General features: G+C 70.7%; 25 protein-coding genes. 11 read left to right on the forward strand and 14 right to left on the reverse strand.

The genetic code is table 11. The annotated features are described in order from the left end of the window. Window positions 1-121: 121 nt before the first annotated feature. The 6 genes from cutA to T398_RS04900 all read right to left on the reverse strand — a co-directional run bounded on the left by cutA (window position 122) and on the right by T398_RS04900 (window position 6,622). On the reverse strand, window positions 122-439 hold the full coding sequence (gene cutA / locus T398_RS04875) for a divalent-cation tolerance protein CutA (protein WP_496445013.1): 318 nt from the start codon (window positions 437-439) through the stop codon (window positions 122-124). 62 nt (window positions 440-501) lie between these two features. Beyond that, window positions 502-1,332: a patatin-like phospholipase family protein gene (locus tag T398_RS04880; protein WP_496445015.1), complete on the reverse strand. Its 831-nt coding sequence runs from the start codon at window positions 1,330-1,332 to the stop codon at window positions 502-504. Between the two features lie 34 nt (window positions 1,333-1,366). Next, window positions 1,367-2,509 carry a glycosyltransferase family 4 protein gene (locus T398_RS04885; RefSeq protein WP_496445441.1) on the reverse strand — a complete coding sequence of 381 codons (1,143 nt, stop codon included), beginning with the start codon at window positions 2,507-2,509 and terminating at the stop codon, window positions 1,367-1,369. 276 nt (window positions 2,510-2,785) lie between these two features. Then, window positions 2,786-4,291, reverse strand: a complete 1,506-nt coding sequence (locus T398_RS04890; RefSeq protein ID WP_496445017.1) for a S1C family serine protease — start codon at window positions 4,289-4,291, stop codon at window positions 2,786-2,788. Between the two features lie 61 nt (window positions 4,292-4,352). After that, window positions 4,353-5,924, reverse strand: coding sequence for a sensor histidine kinase (locus tag T398_RS04895; protein ID WP_496445019.1), 1,572 nt, complete (start codon window positions 5,922-5,924; stop codon window positions 4,353-4,355). Then, a complete protein-coding gene (locus tag T398_RS04900) occupies window positions 5,921-6,622 on the reverse strand; it encodes a response regulator transcription factor (RefSeq protein ID WP_018726029.1) in 702 nt (233 codons plus the stop codon). Before T398_RS04900 ends, T398_RS04895 begins: the two co-directional genes overlap by 4 nt. Before the next feature lie 162 nt (window positions 6,623-6,784). On the opposite strand from T398_RS04900, the gene T398_RS04905 reads away from it, so the two are divergent. The 7 genes from T398_RS04905 (at window position 6,785) to T398_RS04935 (ending at window position 16,870) form a co-directional block, all read left to right on the forward strand. Beyond that, on the forward strand, window positions 6,785-7,474 hold the full coding sequence (locus tag T398_RS04905; RefSeq protein ID WP_496445021.1) for a hypothetical protein: 690 nt from the start codon (window positions 6,785-6,787) through the stop codon (window positions 7,472-7,474). Between the two features lie 97 nt (window positions 7,475-7,571). Continuing rightward, the gene (locus T398_RS04910; RefSeq protein WP_496445023.1) at window positions 7,572-8,507 is read left to right on the forward strand and encodes an ABC transporter ATP-binding protein; all 936 of its coding nucleotides are present in this window, start codon (window positions 7,572-7,574) and stop codon (window positions 8,505-8,507) included. Continuing rightward, window positions 8,504-9,328 carry an ABC transporter permease gene (locus tag T398_RS04915; protein ID WP_496445025.1) on the forward strand — a complete coding sequence of 275 codons (825 nt, stop codon included), beginning with the start codon at window positions 8,504-8,506 and terminating at the stop codon, window positions 9,326-9,328. The genes T398_RS04910 and T398_RS04915 overlap by 4 nt, the downstream gene beginning before the upstream one ends. A gap of 264 nt (window positions 9,329-9,592) precedes the next feature. Then, complete coding sequence (locus T398_RS04920; protein WP_496445027.1) at window positions 9,593-13,330, forward strand: multifunctional oxoglutarate decarboxylase/oxoglutarate dehydrogenase thiamine pyrophosphate-binding subunit/dihydrolipoyllysine-residue succinyltransferase subunit; 3,738 nt, start codon at window positions 9,593-9,595, stop codon at window positions 13,328-13,330. 66 nt (window positions 13,331-13,396) lie between these two features. Then, window positions 13,397-13,591, forward strand: a complete 195-nt coding sequence (locus T398_RS04925) for a DUF6104 family protein (protein WP_018726034.1) — start codon at window positions 13,397-13,399, stop codon at window positions 13,589-13,591. Window positions 13,592-13,682: 91 nt separating this feature from the next. Continuing rightward, the gene (pta, locus tag T398_RS04930; RefSeq protein ID WP_496445029.1) at window positions 13,683-15,758 is read left to right on the forward strand and encodes a phosphate acetyltransferase; all 2,076 of its coding nucleotides are present in this window, start codon (window positions 13,683-13,685) and stop codon (window positions 15,756-15,758) included. Beyond that, the gene (locus T398_RS04935; protein ID WP_496445031.1) at window positions 15,755-16,870 is read left to right on the forward strand and encodes an acetate/propionate family kinase; all 1,116 of its coding nucleotides are present in this window, start codon (window positions 15,755-15,757) and stop codon (window positions 16,868-16,870) included. The genes pta and T398_RS04935 overlap by 4 nt, the downstream gene beginning before the upstream one ends. A gap of 6 nt (window positions 16,871-16,876) precedes the next feature. On the opposite strand, the gene T398_RS04940 is transcribed toward T398_RS04935, so the two are convergent. From T398_RS04940 to T398_RS04950, 3 genes are all read right to left on the reverse strand, one after another. Then, a complete protein-coding gene (locus T398_RS04940) occupies window positions 16,877-17,839 on the reverse strand; it encodes a zinc-binding dehydrogenase (RefSeq protein WP_496445033.1) in 963 nt (320 codons plus the stop codon). Between the two features lie 84 nt (window positions 17,840-17,923). After that, window positions 17,924-19,099, reverse strand: coding sequence for an NAD(P)-dependent malic enzyme (locus T398_RS04945; RefSeq protein ID WP_496445035.1), 1,176 nt, complete (start codon window positions 19,097-19,099; stop codon window positions 17,924-17,926). 142 nt (window positions 19,100-19,241) lie between these two features. Next, entirely contained in the window at window positions 19,242-19,643 is a 402-nt protein-coding gene (locus tag T398_RS04950) for a S24/S26 family peptidase (RefSeq protein WP_496445037.1), read from the reverse strand. A 24-nt stretch (window positions 19,644-19,667) separates the two neighbouring features. Between T398_RS04950 and sodN the strand changes: the two genes are divergently transcribed. Further along, a complete protein-coding gene (gene sodN / locus T398_RS04955; protein ID WP_018252249.1) occupies window positions 19,668-20,072 on the forward strand; it encodes a superoxide dismutase, Ni in 405 nt (134 codons plus the stop codon). Window positions 20,073-20,212: 140 nt separating this feature from the next. Beyond that, entirely contained in the window at window positions 20,213-20,614 is a 402-nt protein-coding gene (locus tag T398_RS04960) for an ATP-binding protein (protein ID WP_496445040.1), read from the forward strand. 63 nt (window positions 20,615-20,677) lie between these two features. On the opposite strand, the gene T398_RS04965 is transcribed toward T398_RS04960, so the two are convergent. Continuing rightward, window positions 20,678-21,067, reverse strand: a complete 390-nt coding sequence (locus tag T398_RS04965; RefSeq protein WP_496445042.1) for a hypothetical protein — start codon at window positions 21,065-21,067, stop codon at window positions 20,678-20,680. A gap of 42 nt (window positions 21,068-21,109) precedes the next feature. Here T398_RS04965 and T398_RS04970 point away from each other — a divergent pair, with 42 nt between their 5' ends. Both T398_RS04970 and T398_RS04975 read left to right on the forward strand, forming a co-directional pair. Beyond that, the gene (locus tag T398_RS04970; protein ID WP_496445044.1) at window positions 21,110-22,060 is read left to right on the forward strand and encodes a diacylglycerol/lipid kinase family protein; all 951 of its coding nucleotides are present in this window, start codon (window positions 21,110-21,112) and stop codon (window positions 22,058-22,060) included. A gap of 424 nt (window positions 22,061-22,484) precedes the next feature. After that, window positions 22,485-22,742, forward strand: a complete 258-nt coding sequence (locus T398_RS04975) for a WhiB family transcriptional regulator (protein WP_012014907.1) — start codon at window positions 22,485-22,487, stop codon at window positions 22,740-22,742. A gap of 110 nt (window positions 22,743-22,852) precedes the next feature. Here the strand turns inward: T398_RS04975 and T398_RS04980 are convergent, their stop codons facing one another. From T398_RS04980 to T398_RS04995, 4 genes are read right to left on the reverse strand one after another with little or no spacing between them, the layout of a single operon-like run. Further along, complete coding sequence (locus T398_RS04980) at window positions 22,853-23,614, reverse strand: sirohydrochlorin chelatase (RefSeq protein ID WP_496445047.1); 762 nt, start codon at window positions 23,612-23,614, stop codon at window positions 22,853-22,855. Further along, the gene (locus tag T398_RS04985; RefSeq protein ID WP_496445049.1) at window positions 23,596-24,351 is read right to left on the reverse strand and encodes a phosphoadenylyl-sulfate reductase; all 756 of its coding nucleotides are present in this window, start codon (window positions 24,349-24,351) and stop codon (window positions 23,596-23,598) included. The genes T398_RS04980 and T398_RS04985 overlap by 19 nt, the downstream gene beginning before the upstream one ends. Next, window positions 24,348-24,506 (reverse strand): hypothetical protein, encoded by a 159-nt coding sequence (locus T398_RS04990; protein WP_496445051.1) that lies wholly within the window; start codon window positions 24,504-24,506, stop codon window positions 24,348-24,350. Before T398_RS04990 ends, T398_RS04985 begins: the two co-directional genes overlap by 4 nt. Further along, a complete protein-coding gene (locus tag T398_RS04995; RefSeq protein ID WP_496445053.1) occupies window positions 24,503-26,212 on the reverse strand; it encodes a nitrite/sulfite reductase in 1,710 nt (569 codons plus the stop codon). The genes T398_RS04990 and T398_RS04995 overlap by 4 nt, the downstream gene beginning before the upstream one ends. Between the last annotated feature and the right edge of the window lie 165 nt (window positions 26,213-26,377).

Genomic DNA, 26,377 nt, shown 5'->3' on the forward strand with positions numbered 1-26,377 from the left:
TCTGCCGAGGAGGGTTGCGCCCGGTAAGCCGGTACGCCCCCGGCTGGAGGTGGGAATACACCCCGGCCGGTGGTGGTGGTACGCCCCCGACTGGAGGTGGGGTACGCCCTACCGGGGTGGGCTACGGACGGGTCTGCTCGTGGACCCAGGCGGCGTAGTCGGGGTTGCTCTCCACCCGGTTCACCAGGATCTCCGGTACGTCGTAGGGATGGTTGGCCTGAATCTGCTCGACCAGCGCGCCGACTCGCCCCGGGGCGGTCTTGAACTGCACGGACCACTCAGAGTTGGTCTCGACGCGCTGTTGCCACCAGTACGTGCTGTCCACCTGGCCACCCACCTGTGCACAGGCCGCCAGGTGATCGGCCACCGCCGCGTCCGCGAGCCCCGCCGCGACCGAGCGCTCGTCCACCACCGTCGTCACCACACAGATCTCCTCCACCCGGTCACCCTACGTGGACCCGTTCTGGCGCGTCCCGCACAGCCACCGGGGTGGTGGTGGCATCAGCGGTCCAGCTGGGCCAGGTAGTGCCGCGAGGCCGTGTAGGCCCGGCTGATCCGCCGCCCCACCGCCGCCGTGTCCCGGTACGCCCACGGCGAGTCCTCCCGGGGCTGGATACCTCCGGTCGGCAGCACATGCACCTGGACCCCGTCGGGCACGGCGGCCAGCTCGCGGGCAATCCGGTGCCGGCGGGCGATCTCAAGCGCGACCTGGGAGATCTCCCAGGGCCGCCGTGGTGGGCTGAGCTCGCGTTCGATTCGCCCCACCTGAAGCACGAAGATCCGGGTGGCTCCAGCCGCCACCGCCTCGCCGACCGGGATCGGGTTGACCACACCGCCGTCGATGTAGTGCTGGCCGTCGATCTGGGCTGGGGGGAGAAGACCCGGCACGGAGGCGCTGGCGAGGACGGCCGGTACCACCGGCCCGGTGTCGAACCAGTGCTCGGCGGCCCGCTCGATGTTCGCCGCGCAGCAGCGGAAGGGCACCCGCAGGTCCGCGAAGGTGGTGTCGGCGCCGAGTTCCCGCTCCAACAGTGTGCGCAGTGGCCGCGGCGAGTGCAGATGGGTACGCGCGGCGAACCGGCGTAGCTGCCGGGCCACCGAGTCGCCGTACACCTCGCTCGCCTCGGGGGAGGCCCAGAGCCGGATCAACCGGTCGGTAACCGCAGTGGACGGATCGGCGGCCACCAGCACTCCGTTGACCGCACCAATCGAGGTGCCGAACACCAGGTCGGGTCGAATTTCGGCGCGGAACAGAGCACGCAGCATGCCGACCTCGACCGCACCGAGAACGCCGCCGCCACCGAGCACGAACGCCACCGGACCCCCAGCCATAGCTGCCATCCTGGCATGGGCTACGCCGCCGCCCTCAGCGGAACGTGGTGGGGGCGGGTTCGCGCGCGGGGACCACCGCCGAGACGAACCGCTGCAGCACCGCCTCGTAGCCGTCAACCAGCCGGGCGGTGGAGAAGTGCTCCGCCACATGCGCGACGCAGACCGCCGGGTCCAGGCCGCCCGCCATCCGCAGCGCCCCCGGCAACTCGTCCCCGCTCTCGCAGATCAGACCGGTTCGGCCCGGCACGATCAACTCCGGCACGGCACCTCGACGTAGCGCCACCACCGGCGTCCCGGTGGCCATCGCCTCCAGCATGACGACGCCGAACGGCTCCTCCCACTGGATCGGCAGCACCAGACAGCGGGCGTCGAGCAGCAGACGGAACGAGTCCCGCCGGTCGGCGTCGAGGATGACGGTGACATCAGCGCCGAGCATCGGCCGGACCACCTCGTCGAAGTAGCGACGTTCGGCCGGTTCGTTGCACTTGCCGGCGAGGATCAGTGGCAGGCCGGCCGCTCGGCAGGCACGGATGGCGAGGTCGGGTCCCTTGTCCGGACTGAACCGGGCCAGCCAGAGCACCGGCCCCCGACCCGGCGTCAGCTTGTGCGGGATATCTTCGATGTCCAGCCCGTTGTGCACGGTGGCTACCCAGGGCAGCCGCGGGTTGAGCCGCCGTTGGGCGTGGGAGATGGCCACCAGACCGACACCTCGGTCGATATCCCCAAGAATGGTGCCGTACTCCCCGATCGGGTTGCCGTGCACGGTGGCGACGGTGGGCACGGACCGGCGTCCGGCCAACAGGGGGCCGATCGTGGTGTGGTCGTGGACCACATCGAAATGTTCCGGAGTGACGAACTGATTCACCTGAACGAGGTGGGCCAGCTCGGGCAGTGCCTCACCCATCCGGTGAAACTTCAGCTCGGCGTCGGTCGAGACGTAGCGGGCGGTGGTCCCGGTCTGCTCACCCGCCCCGAAGAGGGTCACCGGGTGGCCCCGGGCGGTGAGCCCGTCCACGAGGCCAGCGACGACCTGCTCCAGGCCGCCGTAGCCGGCTGGCGGCACCGACAGCCACGGCGGGATCACCATCGCGATCCGTAGTGGCCGCCCGGCCACGCTGCCGTCCCCGCGGTTGCGCGCCACGAGTCCCCCTCCGGGGCCGCCGGTGAGCACCGCCATGCCCGCCCCCAGCACGGCTGCCAGTCGGGGGCGGATTCCCGGTAGCCACCCAACTAAACCGGACAAGCCGGGCGCATCCTCGCTGCTCCGGCCGGCCCTGGTTCGCCCGCCGACGCCGGCAGCCGAGGTGACGGTGGTTCACCCCACCAGCGGGGTGAACCACCGTCCCCAACGGACGCGGCGGGTGGTGGAGCCAACCCCCTTGGCTCCACCACCCGCCGCTGGAGGGAGGAGGAAAGTCCCGATCGCAGTGACGCCCTGGGTGGGCATCACTTCTTAGGACGCTTCGGCGAGCGTCACGGTTGCCGTCGCTTCAACATTGTTTCGCTTGTAGGTCACATCCACCCGGTCGCCCACCTTCCCGGCCTGGACCACGGCGACCAGATCTTCGGAGTCGCTGATCACCTTCTCGCCGAACCGGATGATGACGTCGCCCTGCTGGAAGCCCGCCCGCTCGGCAGCGCTGCCGGGGAGGACCTCGGCCACCAGGGCGCCGCCGCCCTCCGCGGCTTTGACGCTGACGCCGAGGGTGGGGTGGCTGACCTTCTCGCCCCGTTGCAGCGGCTCGGCGACATCCTTTGCCTTGTTGCTGGGGATGGCGAAGCCGACCCCGATGTTGCCGGTGCTGCCTTGGCCGCTGGTGGCGATCGCGGTGTTGATCCCGATCACCTCACCTCGGGTGTTGACCAGCGCCCCACCGGAGTTACCCGGATTGATCGGCGCGTCGGTCTGCAACAGCCCCGAGATCGAGGTGACTCCCGCCGCCGGGTCCTGCTCCGAACCGCCGGCCTGGATGGTGCGGTCCCGTGCGCTGAGGATGCCGGCGGTCACCGACCCCTGCAGGCCCAGTGGGCTACCGAGGGCGAGGACCTGATCGCCGACCTGCATCGCGTCGCTGTCGCCGAACTCCGCCGGCCTCAGGTCGCTGACCCCGGCGGCCTTCACCACCGCCAGGTCGGTCTTGGGGTCGGTGCCTTTGATCTGCGCCGACACCGTCTCGCCGTCGGCGAAGGTCACCAGCACGGTGCCGCCGCTAGCGGTGGCGATCACGTGGTTGTTGGTCAGCACGTATCCGTCGGCGGTGAGGATCACGCCCGAGCCCCCGCCAGTGTCAGTGCCGATCGACACCACGCTGGGCTGCACCGCGGCAGCGATCCCCGGCAGGTCGGCGCTGTCGATGATCGGGGCCGCAGAGTAGGTGCGCGTGACGCCGGAACTGTCACTCAGGGCAAGTGCGAGTGCACCGCCGGCGACACCAGAGCCGAACATCAGGGCGAGCACCGCGACGCCCGCACCGATGAACTTCGCGGCCCGGCTGCCCGGATTCGGAGCGGTTCGCGGTGCCACCCACGGTGGTGTGGGCTGCCCGGGCAACTGCGCTGGTTGACCCGGGTAGAACGGGGCTCCGTACCCGCCCGGCTGCCCCCCGCTCCACGCGGCGGACTGCGGCCCGTACCAGGGAGTGCCGGGGTGTTGTGGCGAGTAGCCGGGTGGATAGGGGTGCCCACCGGGCGGCCCGGTGACGGGCGCGGCACCGAGCGGGGGGTCGAGCGGCACCGCGGGGTCGGCCGACAGCGGGGTGTCCGGGGCCGGGGACGGCAACACCTCCGTACGGTCGGCCGGGGCGTCGGCGGGCAGCGCGGCGTCCCGGTCCGCACCGGGGGTAGCGGCCGAAGAGTCGGACTGGGTGCCCTCGAGGCGGGACAGATCGACAGTGGGGTGCGGCGCCTCGGCCTCCCCGGGGGTCTGCCGACGCTGCGGGTCGGACTCGTAGTCGGTCATGGAACCACCTTCTCCGCTACCACTTCGATCAGCCTGAAACCCAGCTGTGGATTGGCTGAAATTACACCTCGTCACCGGTCGGCGCCGGCGCCAGGGGCAGCCGGACCCGGAACGTCGCGCCTCCGCCCGGAGTCTGCGCCACCTCCACCGTGCCCTGGTGGGCGGCGACCAGCGCGGCGACGATCGCCAGGCCCAGCCCGGTCCCGGTGTTGCCACCGGCCCGGCGGGTCCGGGCCGCGTCCGCCCGGTAGAAGCGCTCGAACACCCGCTCGGCCTGCTCACCGGAGAGCCCCGGCCCGGTGTCGGCGACCTCCACCACCGCCAGCGCACCGGGCTCGGACCGCAGCCGTAGCGTCACCGACGCCCCCGGTGGGGTGTGCGTCAGGGCGTTGGTCATCAGGTTGCCGATCACCTGCCGCAGTCGCGCGTCGTCGCCGTACACCACCAGTGGCCCGGAGCCCGCGACGATGTCCAGGTCGATCCGCCGGTCCGGGGCCACCGCCCGGGCCGCCGCCACCGCGTCGGCGGCCAGCACCGGCAGCTCGACCGGGGCCGGCGACAGCGGACGCTCCCGGTCCAGCCGGGCGAGCAGCAGCAGATCCTCCACCAGCAGCCCCATCCGGGCCGCCTCGTCCTCGATCCGACGCAGCAGGTCGCCGGTCTGCTCAGGATCCCGCGCAGCGCCCTGCCGGTACAGCTCGGCGAAGCCCCGGATGGTCGTCAGTGGGGTACGCAGCTCATGCGAGGCGTCCGCGACGAACTGCCGCATCCGCTCCTCAGAGCTCCGCGCACGGGCCTCGGACGCCTGCGCGTGCGCGGCGGCGTCCCGAGCGGTGGTTTCGGCGGCGCGGGCGGCGGTCTCCGAGGCGGCGCGGGCGGTGAAGGCCGCCTCGATCTGGGTGAGCATCATGTTGAGCGCCCGGGACAGCCGCCCCAGCTCCGAGGTCGGCTGGGGGTTACCCGCCTCGGGATCCGGCACCCGGCGGGTCAGGTCGCCGCCGGCGATCGCGGCGGCGGTCTGCTCGATCTCGTCGAGGGGCTTCAGGCTGGCGCGGACGATGCCCGCGCCGATCGAGGCGAGCAGGAGCAACACCGACGTGCCCACCAGCAGGTCGATCCAGACCAGCCGCTTGACGGCCTGATCCACCTCGGTCAGGTGCTGCCCGACGGCCAGCCACTCTCCGGTCGGCAGTTCCGTGTAGAGCATTCGCCAGTGCACATCGCTGCCCTCGGCGCGGACAGTGAACGGCTCGTCAGCCAGGTGCCGAAGCGCCGCGACGTCCGCCGACACCGGGGGCAGGTCCCGATCCTCGAACCGGTTTTCGTCGTACCACCCCACGCCGTTCGGCCCGGTTCTGGCACTTATTACGACGATCAGATAGTCCGTCGGAAAGACAGGCATACGATCGGACATGTTGAACTCGCCGGACGGTAACCGAGAAGAGTCGAAGTTTTGGGTCGTGACCCTCAACCCCCCGTCCACCTGGTCGATGAGGTAGCTCCGGAGGAAAACCGTGGTCAACGTGCTGATCACCAGGAGCGCGACCGCCACCAGGGTGAGGACCGCGGCGATCAGCTTGACCCGGAGCGGGATCCGGCGCAGCCCGGCCTTCGCCTGTGCGACGGCGTTCACGCTGCCGGCTTGCGGAGCACGTACCCGACCCCGCGAAGAGTGTGGATCAACCGGGGCTGGGTGTTGTCGACCTTGCGCCGAAGATACGATATGTACGACTCAACGATGTTGTCGTCGCCCCGGAAGTCGTAGTTCCAGACGTGATCGAGGATCTGCGCCTTGGAGAGCACCCGGTTGGCGTTCAGCATCAGGTAACGCAGCAGCTTGAACTCCGTCGGGGAGAGCTGCACCCGCTGCCCCGCCCGGTGCACCTCGTGGGCCTCCTCGTCGAGTTCGAGATCGGCGAAGGTGAGCCGGGCCGGGGCCTGCTCACCGCTGACGCTGCGACGCAGTACCGCCCGGATCCGGGCGGTCAACTCCTCCAGGCTGAACGGCTTGGTCACGTAGTCGTCGCCACCCAGGGTCAGGCCGCGGATCTTGTCGTCGGTGGCGTCCCGCGCGGTCAGGAAGACGACCGGGGTACGGGTGCCTCCCTCGCGCAGCAACCGGATGACCTCGAACCCGTCCAGGTCCGGCAGCATGATGTCCAACACGACCAGATCGGGGCGGTGCGTCTTCGCCGTGCTCAGGGCGGCGCTACCGCTGGTCGCAGTCGCCACGTCGAAACCAGCGAAGCGCAGGCTCGCGGAGAGCAGCTCGAGAATGTTCGGGTCGTCCTCGACGACGAGCAGTCGGGCCTCGGTCTGGGTAGCCGCCATGCGGCCATCATCCGCGCCCCGGCTGCGACGCACCTGGGTGGTTCCTGAAAAAACCCTGTGAAGGAGGGAGGATCCGGCCGCCCCTGGGCAGCTGCGGCAGGACCGTGGGAGGCTGCCCGGCGGCCCCGGCGACCGGGCCGGCGCCGACCGGAGGAGGACTGCGTGATCATCGACTCGCGGCACAACGGCCCGGCGGGCTCGGGAAACGGCGGGTGGAGCGCGGGTACATTCGCGGTGGCCGCCCGGAACGCTCCGCTACCGACGCCCGGCAGTCGGCACCCCCGAGCCGACGCGGACCCGGTAGAGGTGACCCTGCGCCGGCCGCCGCCACTGGAGACGCCGTTGACCCTCGACGCGGGCGAGGTCCGCGACCCAGCCGGCCACCTCGTCGCCGAGATCGCGACGGTTGCCGCCTTCGACCCGATGGCGGAACCGGTGGATCTGGCGACCGCCCGGGCTGCCGCAGCCGACTACCCCGGGCTGGTCAACCACCCGTTTCCCAGCTGCTTCGTGTGTGGCCCGGAGCATGCCGACGGGCTGCGGATCTTCCCCGGTCCGCTCTCCGCGGGGCACACCGCCGCCCCGTTCCGGGTTCCAGCGGGAGCGGACGTGGTCACCACCTGGGCGGCGCTGGACTGCCCCGGGGGCTGGTCGGTGATCGCCCCCGGCCGGCCATACCTGCTGGGTCGGATCTCCGCGGTCGTGCTGGCCGCACCGCGCCCTGGCGACGAGTGCGTGGTCACCGGGGTGCTGACCCGTGCCCAGGGCCGCAAAGCCGAGGTGCACAGCAGCTTGTTCGCCCCGGACGGCAGCCTTCTGGGCTACGCCCGCGCCACCTGGATAGCGGGGTAGCCGACCGGCATCGGTCGGGGCAGAATCCCAGGCCGCGGTGAGTTTGCGCCGCGCGGTCAAACTGGCGATGGTAAGCCCGACACAACCTGGGAGAAGAATGACGGACGGACGGTCGAGCCCCGACACCACCGGTGAGATCCTGGTCTCCGGGCTGACAAAGATCTACGGCAGCGTTCGCGCGGTCAACGGCCTCTCCTTCCGGGTGGAGCCGGGTCGGGTCACCGGGTTCCTGGGCCCGAACGGTGCCGGCAAGACCACCACCCTGCGCATGCTGCTGAGCCTGGTCACGCCGACAGCCGGCCGGGCGACCATCGACGGGCAACGGTATGCCAACCTGACCGACCCGCTGCGGCACGTCGGCGCGGTGCTGGAGGCGTCCAGCGCGCACCGGGGGCGCACCGGGATCAACCATTTGCGGATGATCTGCACCGCCGCCGGGCTGCCCCGCTCCCGGGCTGACGAGGTGCTGGCCCAGGTCGGTCTGGCGCCAGCGGGCCGGCGCAGGTTCAAGGGCTACTCGCTGGGCATGAAGCAGCGCCTGGGCATCGCCGCGGCGATGCTCGGCGACCCCCGGGTGCTGATTCTGGACGAGCCGGCCAACGGGCTCGACCCGGAGGGCATCCGGTGGATGCGCGGCTTCCTGAAGAGCCTGGCCGCCGAGGGGCGCACCGTGCTGGTCTCCAGCCACCTGCTGTCGGAGATGCAGCTCCTAGCGGACGATGTCGTCATCATCGCGGCCGGCCAACTGGTCCGGCAGGGTCCAGTGGATCAGGTCATCGGCTCGATGGCGCAGACCGCCCGGGTCCGGGTGCGCACCCCGCAGGCCGAGACGCTGCGCGCCGCGCTGGAGCAGGCGTCGGCGACGGTGGAGGTGGACGACCGGGGAGCGCTGCTGGTCGTCGGTGCGGACGGGCCGACGGTCGGCCGGGCCGCCCTGGCCGCCGGCGTGGAACTACACGAACTCGCCACCGAACGCCCCGACCTGGAGGGCGTCTTCCTGGAGCTGACGGCCGGAAGGGCAGGCATCCGATGAGCAACCTGATCCGAGCCGAGCTGTTCAAGGTCCGTACGACCAAGACGTGGTGGATCATGGCTCTGATCTACCTGCCACTGTGGGGCATCGCGTTGCTGGTCAACTGGGGGCAGACCGAGTTTCTCGCCCAGGACCGCCGCGACGGCATGCCGGCGGAAGAGGCCGAGTTGGTGGGGGCGGTGTCCCAGCCGGATGCGCTGGCGGCCAATCTTTACACCAACGGCCAGTTCCTCGGTCTGCTGATGGTGATGCTGCTCGGCATCATCGTGGTGACCGGTGAGTTCTTCCACCAGACCGTGACCACCACCTTCCTGACCACTCCGCGGCGGAGCGCGGTCGTCCTGGCCAAGCTCGCCGCGACCGCCTGCCTGGCGCTGATTTTCTGGCTGGGGACGACCGGGGCGAACCTGCTCGCCGGACCAGCGATCCTGGAGCAGGTCGGGGTGGGCGCCCAGTGGGGCGGCGCCGTCTGGGAGGCCGTTGCCCTCAACGGGCTGGCCTACCTGCTCTGGGCGTTCTTCGGGGTTGGTCTGGGGACGCTCATCCGCAGCCAGATCGGCGCCTCTGTCACCGGGATTCTGCTGTATCTGGGGGGCACGGCCGGGGCACTGACCGTGCTCACCATGGCGGCGAACAAATTCGGCGACTGGATCAACAACCTGCAGGTGCTGGTGCCGTCGCTGGCCTCCGCGCTCATGATCACCGGTGTCGACATTCCAGGGGAGCCGCCGCGCTGGGCCGGCGCCGCCGTACTCATCGGCTATGGGCTGGTCTCCGGGCTGATCGGCATCCTCATCATGCGTCGGCGGGACATCTCCTGACGGAACCATCAGGTGGGCGGCGTACCTGCTCTTCGGGCAGGTACGCCCGTCCGCGGCCAACGGGCTCGGGCCGGGTTACCAGGAGCTGGCGGGAGGCACCCCGACTGGCGAACTTCTGGCATTTTCTGTGAAACCCCCCACGGAGCCGAGTCGGCAACTCCTATCGGTTTGGTACGGCGTAGCCTGGAACCTGACTCGTGTGTCCGGGGGCCCCCGGCGTTCGGCGTAACCCACAAACTTGCGTGAAAGAGGCGATTACCGGCCGTGTCGACCCAGCAGACCTCGCAGGAGAACCCACTGGCGGGTTTCGGCCCGAACGAGTGGATCGTCGAAGAGATGTACCAGCGGTTCCTCACCGACCCCACCAGCGTCGACCCGGCCTGGCACGACTTCTTCGCCGACTACCGGCCCACCCCGGGCCCGGGAGAGACGCGGGATGGCGAACCGGTCGCGAAGCCGGAGCCCGACGGTCGGCCGGCGTCCTCGGCCGCACCGCCCGCTGCCACCCCGGAGCGCAAGTCCGGGTCGACCAAGGCCGCTCCCAGCAGGCCCGCTCCCAGTAAGCCCGCCGCCGCCAAGCCGGCCGCCACGAAGCCGGCCGCCACGAAGCCGGCCGCCGCCAAGCCGGCCGCCGCACCCACCTCGTCCGGCCCGCAGACCGCACCGCTACGCGGGGTCGCCGCCAAGATCGTCCAGAACATGGACGCCTCGTTGAGCGTGCCGACCGCGACCAGCGTGCGCGCCGTTCCGGCCAAGCTGCTGGTGGACAACCGCATCGTGATCAACAACCATCTCGCCCGGGGCCGCGGCGGGAAGGTCAGCTTCACCCACCTGGTCGGGTACGCGCTGGTCCGCGCGCTGGCGATGCACCCGGAGATGAACAACTCCTTCGCCGTCGTGGACGGCAAACCGGCGCTGGTCCGCCCCGAGCACATCAACCTCGGAATCGCGATCGACCTGGTCAAGCCGGACGGCAGCCGCAACCTGGTGGTGCCCTCCATCAAGGCCTGCGAGCAGCTGGACTTCCGCCAGTTCTGGCAGGCGTACGAGGACGTGGTCCGGCGGGCTCGGAAGAACGAGCTGACCATGGAGGACCACGGCGGCACCACCATCTCGCTGACCAACCCCGGCGGCATCGGCACCGTGCACTCGATGCCACGACTCATGACCGGCCAGAGCGCGATCATCGGGGTCGGCGCGATGGAGTACCCGGCGCCGTACCAGGGCATGAGCGAGGGCACCCTCGCCGAGTTGGCGGTCAGTAAGGTCATCACGCTGACCAGCACCTACGACCACCGGATCATCCAGGGCGCGCAGTCCGGCGAGTTCCTCAAGGTGATGCATGAGGTGCTCCTCGGCGAGCACGGCTTCTACGACGAGATCTTCACCTCGCTCCGCATCCCGTACGAGCCGGTGCGCTGGATGCGCGACGTCGCGATCGACGGCGAGGGGCAGATCAACAAGACTGCCCGGGTCCACGAGCTGATCCACGCCTACCGGGTGCGGGGCCATCTGATGGCCGACACCGACCCGCTGGAGTTCAAGATCCGCAAGCACCCGGACCTGGACGTCCTCCAGCACGGGCTCACCCTCTGGGATCTGGACCGCCAGTTCCCGGTGAACGGGTTCGCCAACCGGCAGCGGATGAAGTTGCGCAGTGTCCTCGGCGTACTCCGGGACACCTACTGCCGCCGGGTCGGCATCGAGTACATGCACATCCAGGACCCGGAGGAGCGGCGCTGGATCCAGCAGCGGGTCGAGCGCAAGTACGAGAAGCCGGCGGTCAACGAGCAGAAGCACGTCCTCAACCGACTGAACGCCGCGGAGGCCTTCGAAACCTTCCTGCAGACCAAGTACGTCGGCCAGAAGCGCTTCTCATTGGAGGGGGGCGAGTCGCTGATTCCGCTGCTCGGCGAGGTGTTGGAGGCATCTGCCGAAGGTGGGCTGGACGAGGTCGTCATCGGCATGGCGCACCGGGGCCGGCTGAACGTGTTGGCCAACATCGTCGGCAAGCCGTACGAGAAGATCTTCTCCGAGTTCGAGGGACACCTGGACCCGCGCTCCACGCAGGGCTCCGGCGACGTGAAGTACCACCTCGGGCAGAACGGCAAGTTCACCACCCCGGACGGCGAGCACTCGGTCAAGGTCTCGGTGGTGGCGAACCCGTCGCACCTGGAGGCCGTCGACCCGGTGCTGGAGGGCATCGTCCGGGCCAAGCAGGACCGGATCGACCTCAAGCTGGAGGGCTACACCGTACTGCCGCTGGCGGTGCACGGGGATGCGGCCTTCGCCGGTCAGGGAGTCGTCGCCGAGACGCTGAACCTGTCCCAGCTCCGTGGCTACCGCACCGGCGGCACGGTGCACGTGGTGGTCAACAACCAGGTCGGCTTCACCACCGCACCGGAGTACAGCCGCTCCAGCCTCTACAGCACCGACGTGGCCCGGATGATCCAGGCGCCGATCTTCCACGTCAACGGTGACGACCCGGAGGCCGTGGTGCGCGTCGCCCAGCTGGCCTTCGAGTACCGGCAGACGTTCAACAAGGATGTCGTCATCGACCTGGTCTGCTACCGGCGCCGCGGGCACAACGAGGGCGACGACCCATCAATGTCGAACCCGGAGATGTACCGGATCATCGACTCGAAGCGATCGGTTCGCAAGCTCTACACCGAGGAGCTGATCGGGCGGGGCGACATCACCGTGGAGGACGCGGAGGAGCTGCTGCGCGACTACCAGGCGCAGCTGGAGCGGGTCTTCAAGGCCACCCGGGACGCCGCCACCGCACCCCGTCAGCTCAGCCGCCCGCAGCGCAAGGACGAACCCGAGCCACCGGTGGAGACCGCCACCGACGCCGATGTGATCCGGACGATCGGCGAGGCGCACCTCAACCTGCCGGCGGCATTCACCCCGCACAAGCGGATCCAGCAGCTGCTCGACCGGCGGGCCAAGATGGCCAGCGAGGGCAACATCGACTGGGGCTTCGGCGAGATCATCGCCTTCGGCGCGTTGCTGCACGACGGGGTCACCATCCGGCTCGCCGGGCAGGACTCGCGCCGCGGCACCTTCGTGCAGCGGCACGCCTCCGTCGTTGACGCCGAGACCGGCGACGACCACCTGCCCCTGGAGGCACTCACCGTCGGCGGTGAGCGGTCCCGGTTCTTCGTGCACGACTCGCTCCTGTCCGAGTACGCGGCGATGGGCTTCGAATACGGCTACTCGGTGGAGAACGTCAACGCGCTGGTCTGCTGGGAGGCCCAGTTCGGTGACTTCGTCAACGGGGCCCAGTCGGTGATCGACGAGTTCATCTCCTCCGGCGAGGTGAAGTGGGGTCAGCGCTCCGCGGTCACGCTGCTGCTGCCGCACGGCCACGAGGGCCAGGGCCCGGACCACACCTCCGGCCGCCCGGAACGGTTCCTCCAGCTCTGCGCCGAGGACAACATGCGGGTGGCGATCCCGACGACCCCGGCGAACTACTTCCACCTGCTGCGTCGCCAGGCCCTGTCGCCGAAGCGCAAGCCCCTCATCGTCTTCACGCCGAAGTCCCTGCTGCGGCACCGGCTCTGCGTCTCGCAGGTCGAGGACTTCACCAACGGCACCTTCCAGCCGGTGCTGCCCGACGGGGGCGCCCCCGCCCCGGAGCAGGTGCAGCGGGTGTTGCTCTGCTCGGGCAAGGTCTACTACGACCTGTTCCAGGCCCGGCAGGATCGCGGTATCACCGACACCGCGATCATCCGGGTCGAGCAGCTCTACCCGATGCCGATCGAGGAGATTCGGGCCGCGCTCGCGGCGTACCCGAACGCGGAGGACTTCGCCTGGGTCCAGGAGGAGCCGGCCAACCAGGGCGCCTGGTCGTTCGTCGCGCTCAACATGCTGGAACACCTGGACGGGGTACGGCTGCGCCGCATCTCCCGCCCAGCGGCCGCCGCCCCGGCGGTCGGCTCGGCCAAGATGCACGACGTCGAGCTCTCCGCCCTGCTCGACGCCGCACTCCCCCGCCCGTAGGCACCACCCAACCCGTACCTGTGTGTGGGGGGCCGGGACAACCGTCCCGGCCCCCCACATCACGACGTGACCGAGGAACGCATGTACTTCACCGACCGAGGGATCGAGGAACTGACCGAGCGCCGCGGCGACGAGCAGGTCAGCATCGAGTGGCTCGCCGAGCGCCTACGCGACTTCGTCGACCAGAACCCCGAATTCGAGACCCCGATCGAGCGCTTCGCCACCTACCTGGCTCGGCTGGACGACGAGGATGACGAGTAGGACCGCGAACTCCCGCGGGACGAACACTCGGCCCCCCGGGCCGGATGACCGGGCCGAAGGACCCGGGCGGACAGCCCACCGAGCTCCTAGAGTGGATCTCGTGGCGCGAAGTGTGTATCTGACCAGCGTGAGTTCCGGTGGCGGCAAGTCCACCGTCGCCCTGGGACTGGCGGAGCTGTTGTCCCGACAGGTTGGCCGAGTCGGAATCTTCCGACCGTTGGTCCGAGGCGACCAGCCGGACCCGATCCTCACCCTACTGAGCGAACGGTATCGGGTCGACCTGCCGATCGAGGACCTCACCGGCACCACCTACACCGAGGCCACCGGGATGGTCGCCGAAGGCCGGCGGGAGCAGCTCGTCTCCCGCATCGTCGAGCGGTACCGCGCGGTCGAGCGGCAGTTCCCGGCAGTGGTCGTGGTGGGCAGCGACTTCGCCGACGACGGCGACGGCGCCGGCCCCCGGGAACTGGCCTTCAATGCCCGGCTCGCGACCGAGTTCGGCAGCGTCGTGGTCCCCGTGGTGGACGGGTACGAGCAGGAGATCGCGACCATCGCGGCGGCGGCCCGGGGGGCGTACCACGACCTGGCGGACCTCGGCGCGACGGTGCTGGCGGTCGTCGCGAACCGGGTGACCGGTCCGCTCACCCTGCCCGAGCTGCCGGTGCCCGCGTACCTGATCCCCGAGGTGCCCAGCGTGTCGGCGCCGACCGTTGCCGAGGTGGCGACGGCGCTCGGCGCCACCCAGCTCGGCGGGGACGACGCCACGCTCAGCCGCGACGTACTCGACTATGTCGTCGGCGCGGCCCACGTGCCCACGCTGCTCGACCACCTGACCGAAGGCGCCCTGGTGATCATGCCGGGGGATCGGGACGATCTCCTGGTCGCCACCAACGCCGCGCACGTCGCGGGACAGGTCGCGCTCTCCGGGCTGATCCTCACCCTCGGTGAAACGCCCGATCCGCGCACCATGCGGCTGGTCGAGCGGCTCCGGCCGGGCCTGGCCGTGCTCTCCGTGTCCAGCGACAGCTACGACACGGTGGCCGCCTGCAACCGGATCGAGGGCCGGCTGAGCGCCGGCAACCCGCGCAAGGTGGAGGCCGCGTTGGGCGCCTTCGAACGCTGCGTGGACACCGACGACCTGTCCCGTCGACTGCGGGTCACCCGTTCGCAGCGGGTCACCCCGCTGATGTTCGAGTACGACCTGATCGACCGGGCCCGGGCACAGCGCCGGCATGTGGTGCTGCCGGAGGGGACCGAGGAGCGGATCCTGCGGGCAGCCGAAATCCTGCTACGCCGGGATGTGGTCGAGCTGACCCTGCTCGGCCGGCCCGACGATATCGCCCGGCGGACCCGGGAGTTGGGCGTCGACATCGTCGGCGCACGGGTGATCGATCCCTTCACCAGTGAGTGGCGCGACGAGTTCGCCGACGGGTACGCCCGGCTCCGCGCCCACCGGGGCGTCACCCCGGACCTCGCCCACGACATCGTGCCCCAGCCGAACTACTTCGGCACGATGATGGTGTGGGCCGGGTACGCCGACGGCATGGTCTCCGGCGCCACCCACACCACCGCCGCCACCATCCGCCCCGCCTTCGAGATCATCCGCAACCTGCCCGGCGTCTCCATCGCCTCCAGCGTCTTCTTCATGCTGCTCGCCGACCGGGTGCTCGTCTACGGCGACTGCGCGGTCAATCCCGACCCGGACGCCACGCAGCTCGCCGACATCGCGATCTCGTCCGCCGACACCGCCGTTCGGTTCGGCATCGAGCCGCGGGTGGCGATGCTGTCGTACTCGACCGGCAGCTCGGGCGCCGGCGCCGACGTGGAGAAGGTCGCGGAGGCCACCCAACGGGTTCGGGAGCGCCGCCCGGACCTGCTGGTCGAGGGGCCGATCCAGTACGACGCGGCGATCGACCCGACGGTGGCGGCGACGAAGCTGCCCGGCAGCACGGTCGCCGGCCGGGCGACGGTTTTCGTCTTCCCGGATCTGAACACGGGCAACAACACGTACAAGGCGGTGCAGCGGTCTGCCCGAGCGGTCGCGGTCGGGCCGGTCATGCAGGGGCTCCGCCGGCCGGTGAACGACCTTTCCCGGGGTGCGACCGTCCCGGACATCGTCAACACGGTGGCGATCACCGCGATCCAGGCCGGGGAGGCAGGCAAATGAGCCGGGTGCTGGTACTCAACTCTGGGTCGTCGTCGGTCAAGTGGCGGCTCTACGACGGCGACGACGTCCTCGACCGGGGCGCCGTCGAACGGATCGGTGAACCCGGGGGCGGGCCGGCGGACCACGGCACCGCCATCCGGGGGATCCTCACCGCACTCGACCTGACCGGGCTCGCCGCCGTTGGCCACCGCGTGGTGCACGGTGGCCGCCGCTTCGGCGAGCCGGTCCTGATCGACGACGCGGTGCTCACCGCGATCCGAGAGTTGGTGCCACTCGCCCCGCTACACAACCCGGCCAACCTGGCCGGCATCGAGGTCGCCCGGGCGGCGCTGCCCGGTGTCCCCCAGGTCGCCGTCTTCGACACCGCGTTCCACACCACGCTGCCCGATTCCGCCGCCACCTACGCGATCGACCGGGCGACAGCCGACCGGTACGGCATCCGGCGGTACGGCTTCCACGGCACCTCCCACGCGTACGTCTCCCGGCGTACGGCGGAGCTGCTGGGTCGTCCGTACGCCGACACCAACACCATCACCCTGCACCTGGGCAACGGCGCGAGCGCCGCCGCCGTGGCCGGCGGGCGCAGCGTGGCCACCTCGATGGGGATGTCCCCGCTCGAGGGGCTGGTCATGGGCACCCGGAGCGGCGACCTGGACCCGGCGGTGATCTTTCACCTGCGGCGGGAGGGTGGGCTGGGCGTCGACGAGATCGACGAGCTGCTCAACCACCGCAGCGGCCTGTACGGGCTCACCGGCGCCAATGACATGCGCGAGGTGCTCGCCCGCCGGGCGGACGGCGACCCGGCCGCCCGGCTCGCCTTCGACGTGTACTGCCGCCGGATCACCAGCTACGTCGGGGCGTACTACGCGCTGCTCGGCCGGGTGGACGCGGTGACCTTCACCGCCGGCGTCGGCGAGCACACCGCCCCGGTCCGCGCGGTGGCCCTGGCCGGACTGGAGCGCCTCGGGATCACGGTCGATCCGGAGCGCAACGCCGGCAGTGGCGACCGGGTCATCTCGCCGGACGGGGGCGAGGTGGCGGTCTTCGTCATCGGCACCGACGAGGAGCGGGAGATCGCCCGTTCCGCCCGGGAGGTGGCGGGCCGACGCTGACGTCGTTCAGGCGGTGTGGTTGACGACCACCTTGCCGAAGACGTCGCCGGAGTGCAGGCGGGCGAATGCCTCCTCGACCGCGGTGAACGGGACCACCCGGTCCACCACCGGGCGCAGCCCTCGCTCGGCGCAGAAGGCCAGCAGCGCGGCCAGCTCGTCCGGGGTGCCCATGGAGGTGCCGAGGATCTCCAGCTGCATGGCGAAGACCCGACGCAGGTTGACGGTGGGTTCGTAACCGGCGGTAGCGCCGGAGACCACGATCCGGGCCATCGGCGCGGCTGACTTCAGCGAGTGGTCGAAGGTCGCGGCACCGACTGTCTCGATCACCAGGTCCACCCGCTCCGGCAGCCGGGCGCCCGGTTCGACGGCGGTGGCGCCGAGCGCCGCGACCCGCTCCCGCTTGGCGGCGTCCCGGCTGGTCGCGTAGACCCGCTTACCCATCGCGGCGGCGAGCGCGACGGCCGCGGTGGCCACGCCTCCTCCCGCCCCCTGCACCAGCACGGCGGCGGCCTCGTCCACCCGGCCCCGCGTGGTGAGCATCCGCCAGGCGGTCAGCCAGGCGGTGGGCAGGCAGGCGGCATCGGTCGCCGCCAGGCCCGCCGGCAGCGGCAGCAGGTTCGCCCGGGGTACGGCGACCCGTTCGGCCAGCGTGCCCGGGAAGTGCTCGGAGAGGATCGAGATCCGGCGTGGATCGGCTGGGGTGGGGAGCACCGGGTAGACGACCACCGGGTTGCCGTCCGGGTCAACGCCGGCCGCGTCGCACCCCAGGATCATCGGCAGCTGCTCCGCGCGCAGTCCGACGCCGCGCAGCGACCAGAGGTCGTGGTGGTTGAGCGAGCTGGCGGTGACCTGGATGGTCACCCAGTCGTCGCCGTGGTGCGCGGGTTCCGGCCGCTCACCGACGGTGAGCGCGGCGAGCGGGTTGGCGTCGTCGAAGCGGGAGGCGAAGGCGGCACGCATGATCGGCACCGTAACAACCCGGGCGGGTGACCAGAAGGCCCGTCGGCGTGTGCGAGGCCACACGTCGGGGGTTACGCCGTCGCGCCGCCGCGCCTACCGGGTTACGCCGTCGCGCCGCGCGGCCTCCGCGACCGCCTCGGCCACCGCGGGGGCGACCCGCGGGTCCAGTGGTGACGGGACGATCGCCTCGGGCGTGAGCGAGTCGGCCACCACCCCGGCGATCGCGTCCGCCGCGGCCACCTTCATGCCATCGGTGATCCGGGTGGCCCGGGCATCCAGCGCGCCGCGGAAGACACCGGGGAAGGCGAGCACATTGTTGATCTGGTTGGGGTGGTCGCTTCGACCGGTGGCGACCACCGCGACGTGCCGGGCGGCCACCTCCGGCTGCACCTCGGGGGTGGGGTTGGCCAGGGCGAAGACGATGCCGCCCGGAGCCATGCCGGCCACTGCCGCCTCGGGGATCTGGCCACCGGAGACACCGATCAGCACATCAGCGCCGCGCAGCGCCTCGGCCACGTCGCCCCGCCGACCATCACCGTTGGTCAGCTCCACCAGCTCGGCCTTGGCGTCGGTGAGGCCTGCACGGTGCGGCCCGAGGATGCCCCGGGAATCACAGACCACTACCTGTTCCGGGTTCACGCCGCCGGCGATGAGCATCTTGGTCACCGCCACGCCGGCGGCACCCGCGCCACTGACCGCCACCCGAAGGTCGCCGAGTTTTCGGGTGAGCAGCGCCGTCGCGTTACGGAGCGCGGCGAGCACGACGACCGCGGTGCCGTGCTGGTCGTCGTGGAAGACCGGGATGTCCAGCGCCGCGTCGAGGCGCTGCTCGACCTCGAAGCAGCGCGGCGCGCTGATGTCCTCCAGGTTGATGCCGCCGAACGAGGGGGCGAGGGCCCGTACCGTCGCCACGATCTCGTCCACGTCTTGTGTGTCCAGACAGATCGGCACCGCGTCCACCCCGCCGAACTGTTTGAACAGTACGGCCTTGCCCTCCATGACCGGCAGCGCGGCGTGTGGGCCGATGTTGCCGAGCCCCAGCACGGCGGAGCCGTCGGTGACGACCGCGACGGTGTGCCCGACCCAGGTGTAGTCATCGGCTGCCCGAGGGTCGGCGGCGATGGCCGCACAGACCTGGGCCACCCCTGGGGTGTACGCCAGGGAGAGGTCTTCCCGGCTGGTCAGCGGCACGGTCGAGGCGACGGCCAGCTTGCCGCCCCGATGCAGTCGGAAGACCGGGTCCTCGGGGTCCATAGTGGACGATGACATTGGTGACTCCAGGATCTGTCGATACAGCTGGACCAACCGGTCCGGGCGCGAGGTGGGCGCTGACCGGCGGCGCGAGGCGTGGGGGTCACCCGGGACACCTGCCGAGCATAGTGCGGCGCACGCCGCCCGGATGTGAGTAGGGTCATACTCCACGGCGGCACAGCAGCCGAGGCCGCGGCCAGTAGCGCGCCACCACCCGCCCCCAGATGTCCGCTCCACCGTACGCCCGCGAGTCGTCCGTGATCAATGGATTGTCGCCCGCGAGCCACCAGCCCTGCGCGGTCGGACCGACCGCCCGCTTGACCACCAGCAGGTCGGGGCGACTCCGAAAGACCGCGACCACCACGTCACCGGCCCGGATACCGCGGTCCCCGCGGCGCACCAGTACCGCGTCCCCGTGCCGCAGGGTCGGCGCCATGGAAGGACCCGTCACCAGAACGGCGGAGAGCCACCACCGGGCGCGCGGCACCGGGCACGGCGGGGGCGGGGGCATGCCGTTCACCTCCACCAGGTACGGCCTCCAAGTAATGTCGTGCTCGATCATCGCAAACTTCCCAGGAGGCTCCTGATGCGACTTCCACGCATCCTCACCCCCCGAGTGACCGCCAGCGCCCACTGCGACCTGCCCTGCGGCGTCTACGACCCGGCGCAGGCCCGGATCGAGGCCGAGTCGGTGAAAATGATCTGCGAGAAGTACCAGGCCAACACCGACCCGGAGTTCCGCACCCGGGCTATCCTGATCAAGGAGCAGCGGGCCGAGCTGGTGAAGCACCACCTGTGGGTGCTGTGGACCGACTACTTCAAGCCGGCCCACTTCGAGAAGTACCCGCACCTGCACCAGCTCTTCAACGAGGCCACCAAGCTGGCCGGCGCGACCGGCGCCAAGGGCGCGACCGACCCGGCGAAGGCCGACGAGTTGCTGCAGAAGATCGACGAGATCTCGAAGATCTTCTGGGAGACCAAGAAGGCGTAGGTGAAGCGGCACGGCGAGGGCCGGCGCGTCCGCGGAGGCGCCGGCCCTCGCCGTGGTAGTTGAGTCGGGGCCACCGGGTAGAGTTCCCTGACGGGCCGCCATCCCCGATCCGGGTAGCGGGCGTCCCGGGGGGATGATGCGTGACTCCGACGACCAGCCAACCCGCCAGCGACGACGTGGTGCACCTGACCGTGCCCGCGGACGGCGGCTATCTGAGCGTGCTCCGCACGGCCACGGCCGGGCTCGCGGCCCGGCTGCAGTTCACCCTCGACGAGATCGAGGATCTCCGCATCGCGGTCGACGAGGCGTGCGCCATGCTGCTTTCGATCGCCACCCACCACGCCGAGCTGGAGTGCCGGTTCTCCGTAACCGACGATGCACTCGCCGTCGATGTCACGGTGCCAACCTCCCGCGGTGCGCGGCTGCCGGCCAAGTCCTCCTTTGCCTGGAAGGTGCTCACCGCACTGACCACCTCGGCCGCCGCTACCACTGACAACGACCGCGCAACCATCTCCCTGCTGACCCGTCGCGTCGCCGGCTAGGTCGAACCGGCGCGCCGCACCCGCCAGGACCGACGGCTGCCAGCACCCGCACTCGAAACGCCCTTACTCGAAGCCGAGGGCACGGGTCGTCGGGGTACTGAGCAGCAGGGCGGTGACGCCGAGGCCCAGTGCCATCAGTGGCCCGCCCAGCCAACCAAGGCCGCCCTGGATCATGAACCAGCCGATCGGCAACAGCATGAGCTGAAGCACGATCGCCGGAGCTCGGGCGCTCGCCCGGCACCGGGCGAGCGCCCGGCCCAGCGCCCAGAGCACGGCTGCCGCACCGGCGGCGAACACCGTCAACAGCAGCGCCGATGCCAGGTCGACGCTGGACGCCGTGAGGTTTGCCCAGAGCAGCCAGCCAGCGATCAGACCGACTGCGCCCGCCTCACCATGCAGCGTCAGGACGGCCCACCGGAGCGGGCCGGGTATCTGGTTGGAGGCGATCGTCACGCGACCACGATACCGATGCCGCCACGCGGTACAGTGCCGCCCATGCGGGCCGTCCTGGTGGTCAACCCCAAGGCCACCACCACCAGCGAGCGCAGCCGGGATGTCCTGGTCCGGGCGCTACGCAGTGAAGTCGACCTGTCGGTGCGCTACACCCGGCGCCGGGGGCACGCCACAACCCTGGCCCGCCAGGCGGCCGAGGAGGGCGTCGACCTGGTCGTCACACTCGGTGGCGACGGCACGGTCAACGAGGTCGTCAACGGGCTGATGTCCGCGTTGCCGACGGCGGGGCCGACCGGGAGAACGCCGGCCGAGCAGTTGCCCGCCCTGGCAACCGTGCCGGGCGGTTCGACGAACGTCTTCGCCCGCGCTCTCGGCCTACCCCGGGAGTGGCCGGACAGCACCAGCATGATCCTGGAAGGGCTGCGGCTGAACCGGCACCGCACCATCGGCCTGGGTCGGGCGGATGAGCGCTACTTCACCTTCTGCGCCGGCTTCGGGGTTGACGCCGCGGTGATCCACCGGGTGGAACGGTCCCGCCGGCGCGGAGAGGTCTCCACGCCCGGCCTGTACTTCCGATCAACTCTTGCCCAGTACTTCCTCGCCTCGGACCGCCGGCACCCCGCTATCGCCCTCCAGCGGCCGGACCAACCCACCGAGGAGCAGCTCGCCACAGTGATCGTCCAGAACACCGCACCCTGGACGTACCTCGGCGACCGGGAGGTGAACCCGAATCCGGAGGCATCGTTCGACCTCGGCCTGGACGCTTTCGCACTGCGGCAGCTCCGAGTGACCAGCACAACACGGACGATCACTCAATTCTTCGGCCGAACACCGGGTCCGCGCGGCAAACAGGTACTCCGCCTCCACGACCTGACCGAGTTCACCTTGATCGCCCGTCACCCACAGGCGTTCCAGCTCGACGGTGAGTACCTGGGCGAGCGCGAAAAAGTCGAATTCACCGCCACCCCCGCCGCAGTGCGAGTAATCTGCTAGCCCTCGGGCACTCCCCTCGGTTGATCCGGCCCGTCCGATGACGATTGGCGCCACGTTGGGGTGAGTGACGGAAATGTCAGCGAAATCAGTGCCGCCGTACTATATTGATCCCCGACTGTGGTACTCCGAGTATCCGGAGCCTCGGGCAAATCAGGACAAACTGGTTGTGGGCTTGCTCACCGCGTGAAGTTTTCCGGAGCGTCACCCTTGACATCGCGAGCGTTCGTGAAAGTATTCACAAGCGACTTGAGTTTCCGGGACATCGCCTGGATTCGCTCAGCAGAATGAGCGGTTCCAGTAGGTCGACGGAGCCAACAGCCTGCTCACGCACTGCCAGCAAGCCGGGCGCGAACCGTTACGGCCGGCGCTGCGGATGCATAAAGCAAACCATCTGCCACCCACCAGAATGAGGAGTGTTGCCGCCATGGACTGGCGTCACCATGCTGTCTGCCGCGACGAGGACCCCGAACTGTTCTTCCCGATCGGGACGTCCGGTCCGGCCCTCCTGCAGGTGGAGCAGGCCAAAGCCGTCTGCCGGCGCTGCCCGGCGACGGACCAGTGCCTGCAGTGGGCCCTCGAGTCCGGCCAGGACGCAGGCGTCTGGGGCGGGATGAGCGAGGAGGAGCGGCGCGCCGTCAAGCGTCGCGGCGGCCTCCGGGTGCTGCGCGCTCACACCGCCTGACCACCAGCCGAAAGCGGAACGCCCCGGTCAGCTCGACCACCGGGGTGTTTCGCTGCCCGGCCGGCGTCAACCAAGACCCCGCCACCAGCGGGGCGACACCACAACAGGGCCTAGTCCGACACCGCGTCAACCCGGCGAAGGACCAGCTCAACCAGCTCGGGAGCGTCGGCGAGCGGAGCCGCCACCGCCACCGCACCGGCCTGCCAGGCCGAGACGGTCACCGCGTCATGGAACAACCCGGGCGCCAGAAAATACGCGGCCACCGCCACCCGTCGCGCGCCCCGTACGCGCAGGCGGGACACCGCCACACCAGCGGCGGGCGGGGCAGCCGAGGCATAGGAAACCCGGGTCGGAACGGCCAGGGCCGCCCGCAGCGATGCCGCCACCCGCCCCACCGAGGCGCGCGCGACCGGATCCCGGGTGCCCGCAGCGGCCAGCACCAGCCCGTCATAGCCCCCCGGCTCGGCCTCGGCCAGCCGACGGCGCAGCCCGGCCAACAACGCCGGATCGGCCCCCCGGACGGCGGGACCAAGCACGTCGGTCACCCGTACCGCCAGCTCGGGAACCGTCTGCCGGACCGCCGCAACGGCCGCCGGGATGTCCACCCGCCGGTGATACGCGGCCGTCAGCAGCAGCGGCACCAACACCACCCGGGGGAAACCAGCACCAGCCAACTCCCGTAACGCCTCCGTGGGCGCGGGCCAGGTGTGGTCCAGCCAGCTCGGCACCACCCGCCGGCCAGGCCGAGCGATGGACACCGCCGCGGCCAGCGCCCGCGTCGCCGCCGCGGCCCGCGGGTCCCGACTGCCATGCGCGACCAGGAGCACCGGGTCCCCGGCGCCCCCGGTCCCGCTCAACCGTGCAGGCCGCACTCGGCCTTCTCGAACATCGCCCACCGGCCCGCCCGCGGATCCTCCCCGGCCTCCGTCCGCCGGGTACAGGGCCAGCAGCCGACCGAGTTGTAGGACCGGCCGAACAGCTCGTTGACCGGCACATCCCAGCGGGAGATGTAGGTCTCCACATCGGCCTGCGTCCACGCCACGATCGGGTTGATCTTCACCTTGCCCCGACCCGCGTCAAAGGTCACCACCGGGGTGTTCGCCCGGGACGGCGACTCGTCCCGGCGCAGCCCCGCGGCCCACGCGTCGTACCCCACCAGGGCCCGCTCCAGCGACTCCACCTTGCGCAGCTGGCAGCAGTCATCCGGGGAACGGTGGAACAGCCGCGGCCCGTACTCGCCGTCCTGCTGGCCGACGGTCAGCCGGGGTCGGATCGAACGGACATTCACCGGCATCGTGCGGGCGACCTGGTCCCGAACCTTGAGCGTCTCCGGGAAGTGCAGCCCGGTGTCCAGGAAGACCACGTCAACGCCGGGTACGACCCGAGAGAACAGGTGGACGAGCACCGCGTCCGCCATCGAACTGGTGACACAGAGCCGGTCCCCGAACGTCTCGACCGCCCACCGGGCCACCTCCAGCGCGGGGGCACCCGCCAGGTCCCGGCCAGCCTCCTCCGCCAAGGTGCGCAACTCCCGCCGGTTCGGCTCGGCGGCGGCCGGTTCACCGGCCCCGACCAGGCCGAGATCGGCCGCCCAGCGCAGACCACTCACCGGAGCACCGCCTTCGCCAACAGGCCCTGCAGCCGTACGGTGAAGACCCGGGCGCAGGTGTGGCACTCCCAACCGCCGTGCCCCGCCTCGTTCGGCCGCAGGTCCTCCTCCCCGCAGTACGGGCAGTACAGCGGCGCGGAACGGGTGTCACTCATCGCAGCTCCCCCTCGTCCGCCCGGATCGCCCAGCTCGCGAACGTCTCGCCGTCGGTACGGCCAGCCAGGTAGCGCCGAGCCAACTGCTCCACGTACTCCGGAAGCTCCGCCGCCGTGACCTTCAGGCCCCGCGGCTTGCGGCCGAACCCCGCGGCCCGGTCCCGCGCCATGCCCAGACCACCGCCGAGATGCACCTGGAAGCCCTCCACCTGGCGGCCGTCCGCGCCGACCATCAGCTGGCCGCGGAGGCCGATGTCGGCGACCTGGGTACGGGCGCACGCGTTCGGGCAGCCGTTGAGGTGAATGGTGATGTCGGCGTCGAAGTCCCGCAGCCGCTCCTCCAGCCGCGCCACCAACTCCGCGCCCCGCGCCTTGGTCTCGACGATGGCCAGCTTGCAGAACTCGAGGCCGGTGCAGGCCATGGCGCCCCGCCGCCACGCCGATGGCCGAGCCGACAGGCCGATCTCGCCCAGCGCCTCGACCAGGGACTCCGTCCGGTCCGGCGGCACGTCCAACACCAACAGCTTCTGGTACGGGGTCAGCCGGACGCGATCGCTGCCGTGCGCCTCGGCCACGTCGGCGAGCCGGGTGAGCTGGCTACCCGAGACCCGGCCGACCGTCGCAGCGACCCCGACGTAGTTACGCCCGTCGCGCTGCTCGTGCACCCCGATGTGGTCGACCTGTTGCGCCGGCAGCTCGGCCGACGGTCCGTCCAGCAGGGCCCGGCCCAGATACTCCTGCTCCAGCACCTCCCGAAACTTCGCCACCCCCCAGTCGGCGACCAGGAACTTCAGCCGGGCCCGGTGGCGCAGCCGCCGGTACCCGTAGTCGCGGAAGATGCCCACCACCCCCGCCCAGACGTCCGGCACCTCGTGCAGCGGCACCCAGACACCCAGCCGCTGGGCGAGCATCGGGTTCGTGGAGAGGCCGCCACCGACCCAGAGATCGAAGCCGGGTCCATGGTCGGGATGTACCACCCCGAGGAGAGCGATGTCGTTCGTCTCGTACGGCGTGTCCACCAGCCAGGAGATCGAGGACTTGAACTTACGGGGCAGGTTGGCGTACTGCTTGTCGCCCACGTAGCGGCGGACGATCTCGTCGATCGCCGGCGTCGGATCGATCACCTCGCCCTGGGCCACGCCGGCGACCGGGCTACCGAGCACGATCCGCGGGCAGTCCCCGCAGGCCTCGGTGGTCTGCAGGCCGACCGACTCCAGTCGGCGCCAGATCTCCGGCATGTCCTCGACCCGGATCCAGTGGTACTGGATGTTCTGCCGGTCGGTGAGATCGGCGGTGTCGCGGGCGAACTCGCGGGAGATCTCGGCCACCACCCGGAGCTGGGCCACGGAGAGCTGGCCGCCGTCGATCCGCACCCGGAGCATGAAGAACTCGTCCTCAAGCTCGTGCGGCTCCAGCACGGCGGTACGCCCACCGTCGATGCCGGCCTTGCGTTGCGTGTACAGCCCCCACCAACGGAACCGACCCCGCAGGTCCTGTGGGTCGATCGAGGCGAAGCCCTGGTGGGCGTAGATGTTCTCGATCCGGGCCCGGACGTTGAGTGGGTCGTCGTCCTTCTTGATCCGCTCGTTGGCGTTGAGCGGCTCGTGGTGACCGAGGGCCCACTGGCCCTCCCCGCGGGGGCGGCGGGGGGACCGGGCCGATTGGGGCGTCGAATCCCCGGGCCGGGCCGGGTTGCGCAGCGCCATCGTGGCGTCCTCCATTGTCTGCGGTGCCTCGTGGCCGCTGCGCCGAGCGCGGTGGCCGGCCCCGGCACGACGGGTTGGGCTGGGGCGGAGCAGCCGGCGCGGGGCGCCCGAGACAGCTGGGTCGGGCGTCGTCAGTGGGCCGGACAGATCGCGCTGCGCATGCGG

It is taken from the genome of Salinispora goodfellowii (assembly GCF_059570675.1).

Excerpts from the sequence above, each read along its gene's own strand:
- T398_RS04880 (WP_496445015.1), bottom strand. The coding sequence starts at position 1,332 with ATGGCTGGGGGTCCGGTGGCGTTCGTGCTCGGTGGCGGCGGCGTTCTC.
- T398_RS04885 (WP_496445441.1), bottom strand. The coding sequence starts at position 2,509 with ATGGCGGTGCTCACCGGCGGCCCCGGAGGGGGACTCGTGGCGCGCAAC.
- T398_RS04890 (WP_496445017.1), bottom strand. The coding sequence starts at position 4,291 with ATGACCGACTACGAGTCCGACCCGCAGCGTCGGCAGACCCCCGGGGAG.
- T398_RS04900 (WP_018726029.1), bottom strand. The coding sequence starts at position 6,622 with ATGGCGGCTACCCAGACCGAGGCCCGACTGCTCGTCGTCGAGGACGAC.
- T398_RS04910 (WP_496445023.1), top strand. The coding sequence starts at position 7,572 with ATGACGGACGGACGGTCGAGCCCCGACACCACCGGTGAGATCCTGGTC.
- T398_RS04915 (WP_496445025.1), top strand. The coding sequence starts at position 8,504 with ATGAGCAACCTGATCCGAGCCGAGCTGTTCAAGGTCCGTACGACCAAG.
- T398_RS04935 (WP_496445031.1), top strand. The coding sequence starts at position 15,755 with ATGAGCCGGGTGCTGGTACTCAACTCTGGGTCGTCGTCGGTCAAGTGG.
- T398_RS04945 (WP_496445035.1), bottom strand. The coding sequence starts at position 19,099 with ATGTCATCGTCCACTATGGACCCCGAGGACCCGGTCTTCCGACTGCAT.
- T398_RS04950 (WP_496445037.1), bottom strand. The coding sequence starts at position 19,643 with ATGATCGAGCACGACATTACTTGGAGGCCGTACCTGGTGGAGGTGAAC.
- sodN (WP_018252249.1), top strand. The coding sequence starts at position 19,668 with ATGCGACTTCCACGCATCCTCACCCCCCGAGTGACCGCCAGCGCCCAC.
- T398_RS04970 (WP_496445044.1), top strand. The coding sequence starts at position 21,110 with ATGCGGGCCGTCCTGGTGGTCAACCCCAAGGCCACCACCACCAGCGAG.
- T398_RS04975 (WP_012014907.1), top strand. The coding sequence starts at position 22,485 with ATGGACTGGCGTCACCATGCTGTCTGCCGCGACGAGGACCCCGAACTG.
- T398_RS04990 (WP_496445051.1), bottom strand. The coding sequence starts at position 24,506 with ATGAGTGACACCCGTTCCGCGCCGCTGTACTGCCCGTACTGCGGGGAG.
- T398_RS04995 (WP_496445053.1), bottom strand. The coding sequence starts at position 26,212 with ATGGCGCTGCGCAACCCGGCCCGGCCCGGGGATTCGACGCCCCAATCG.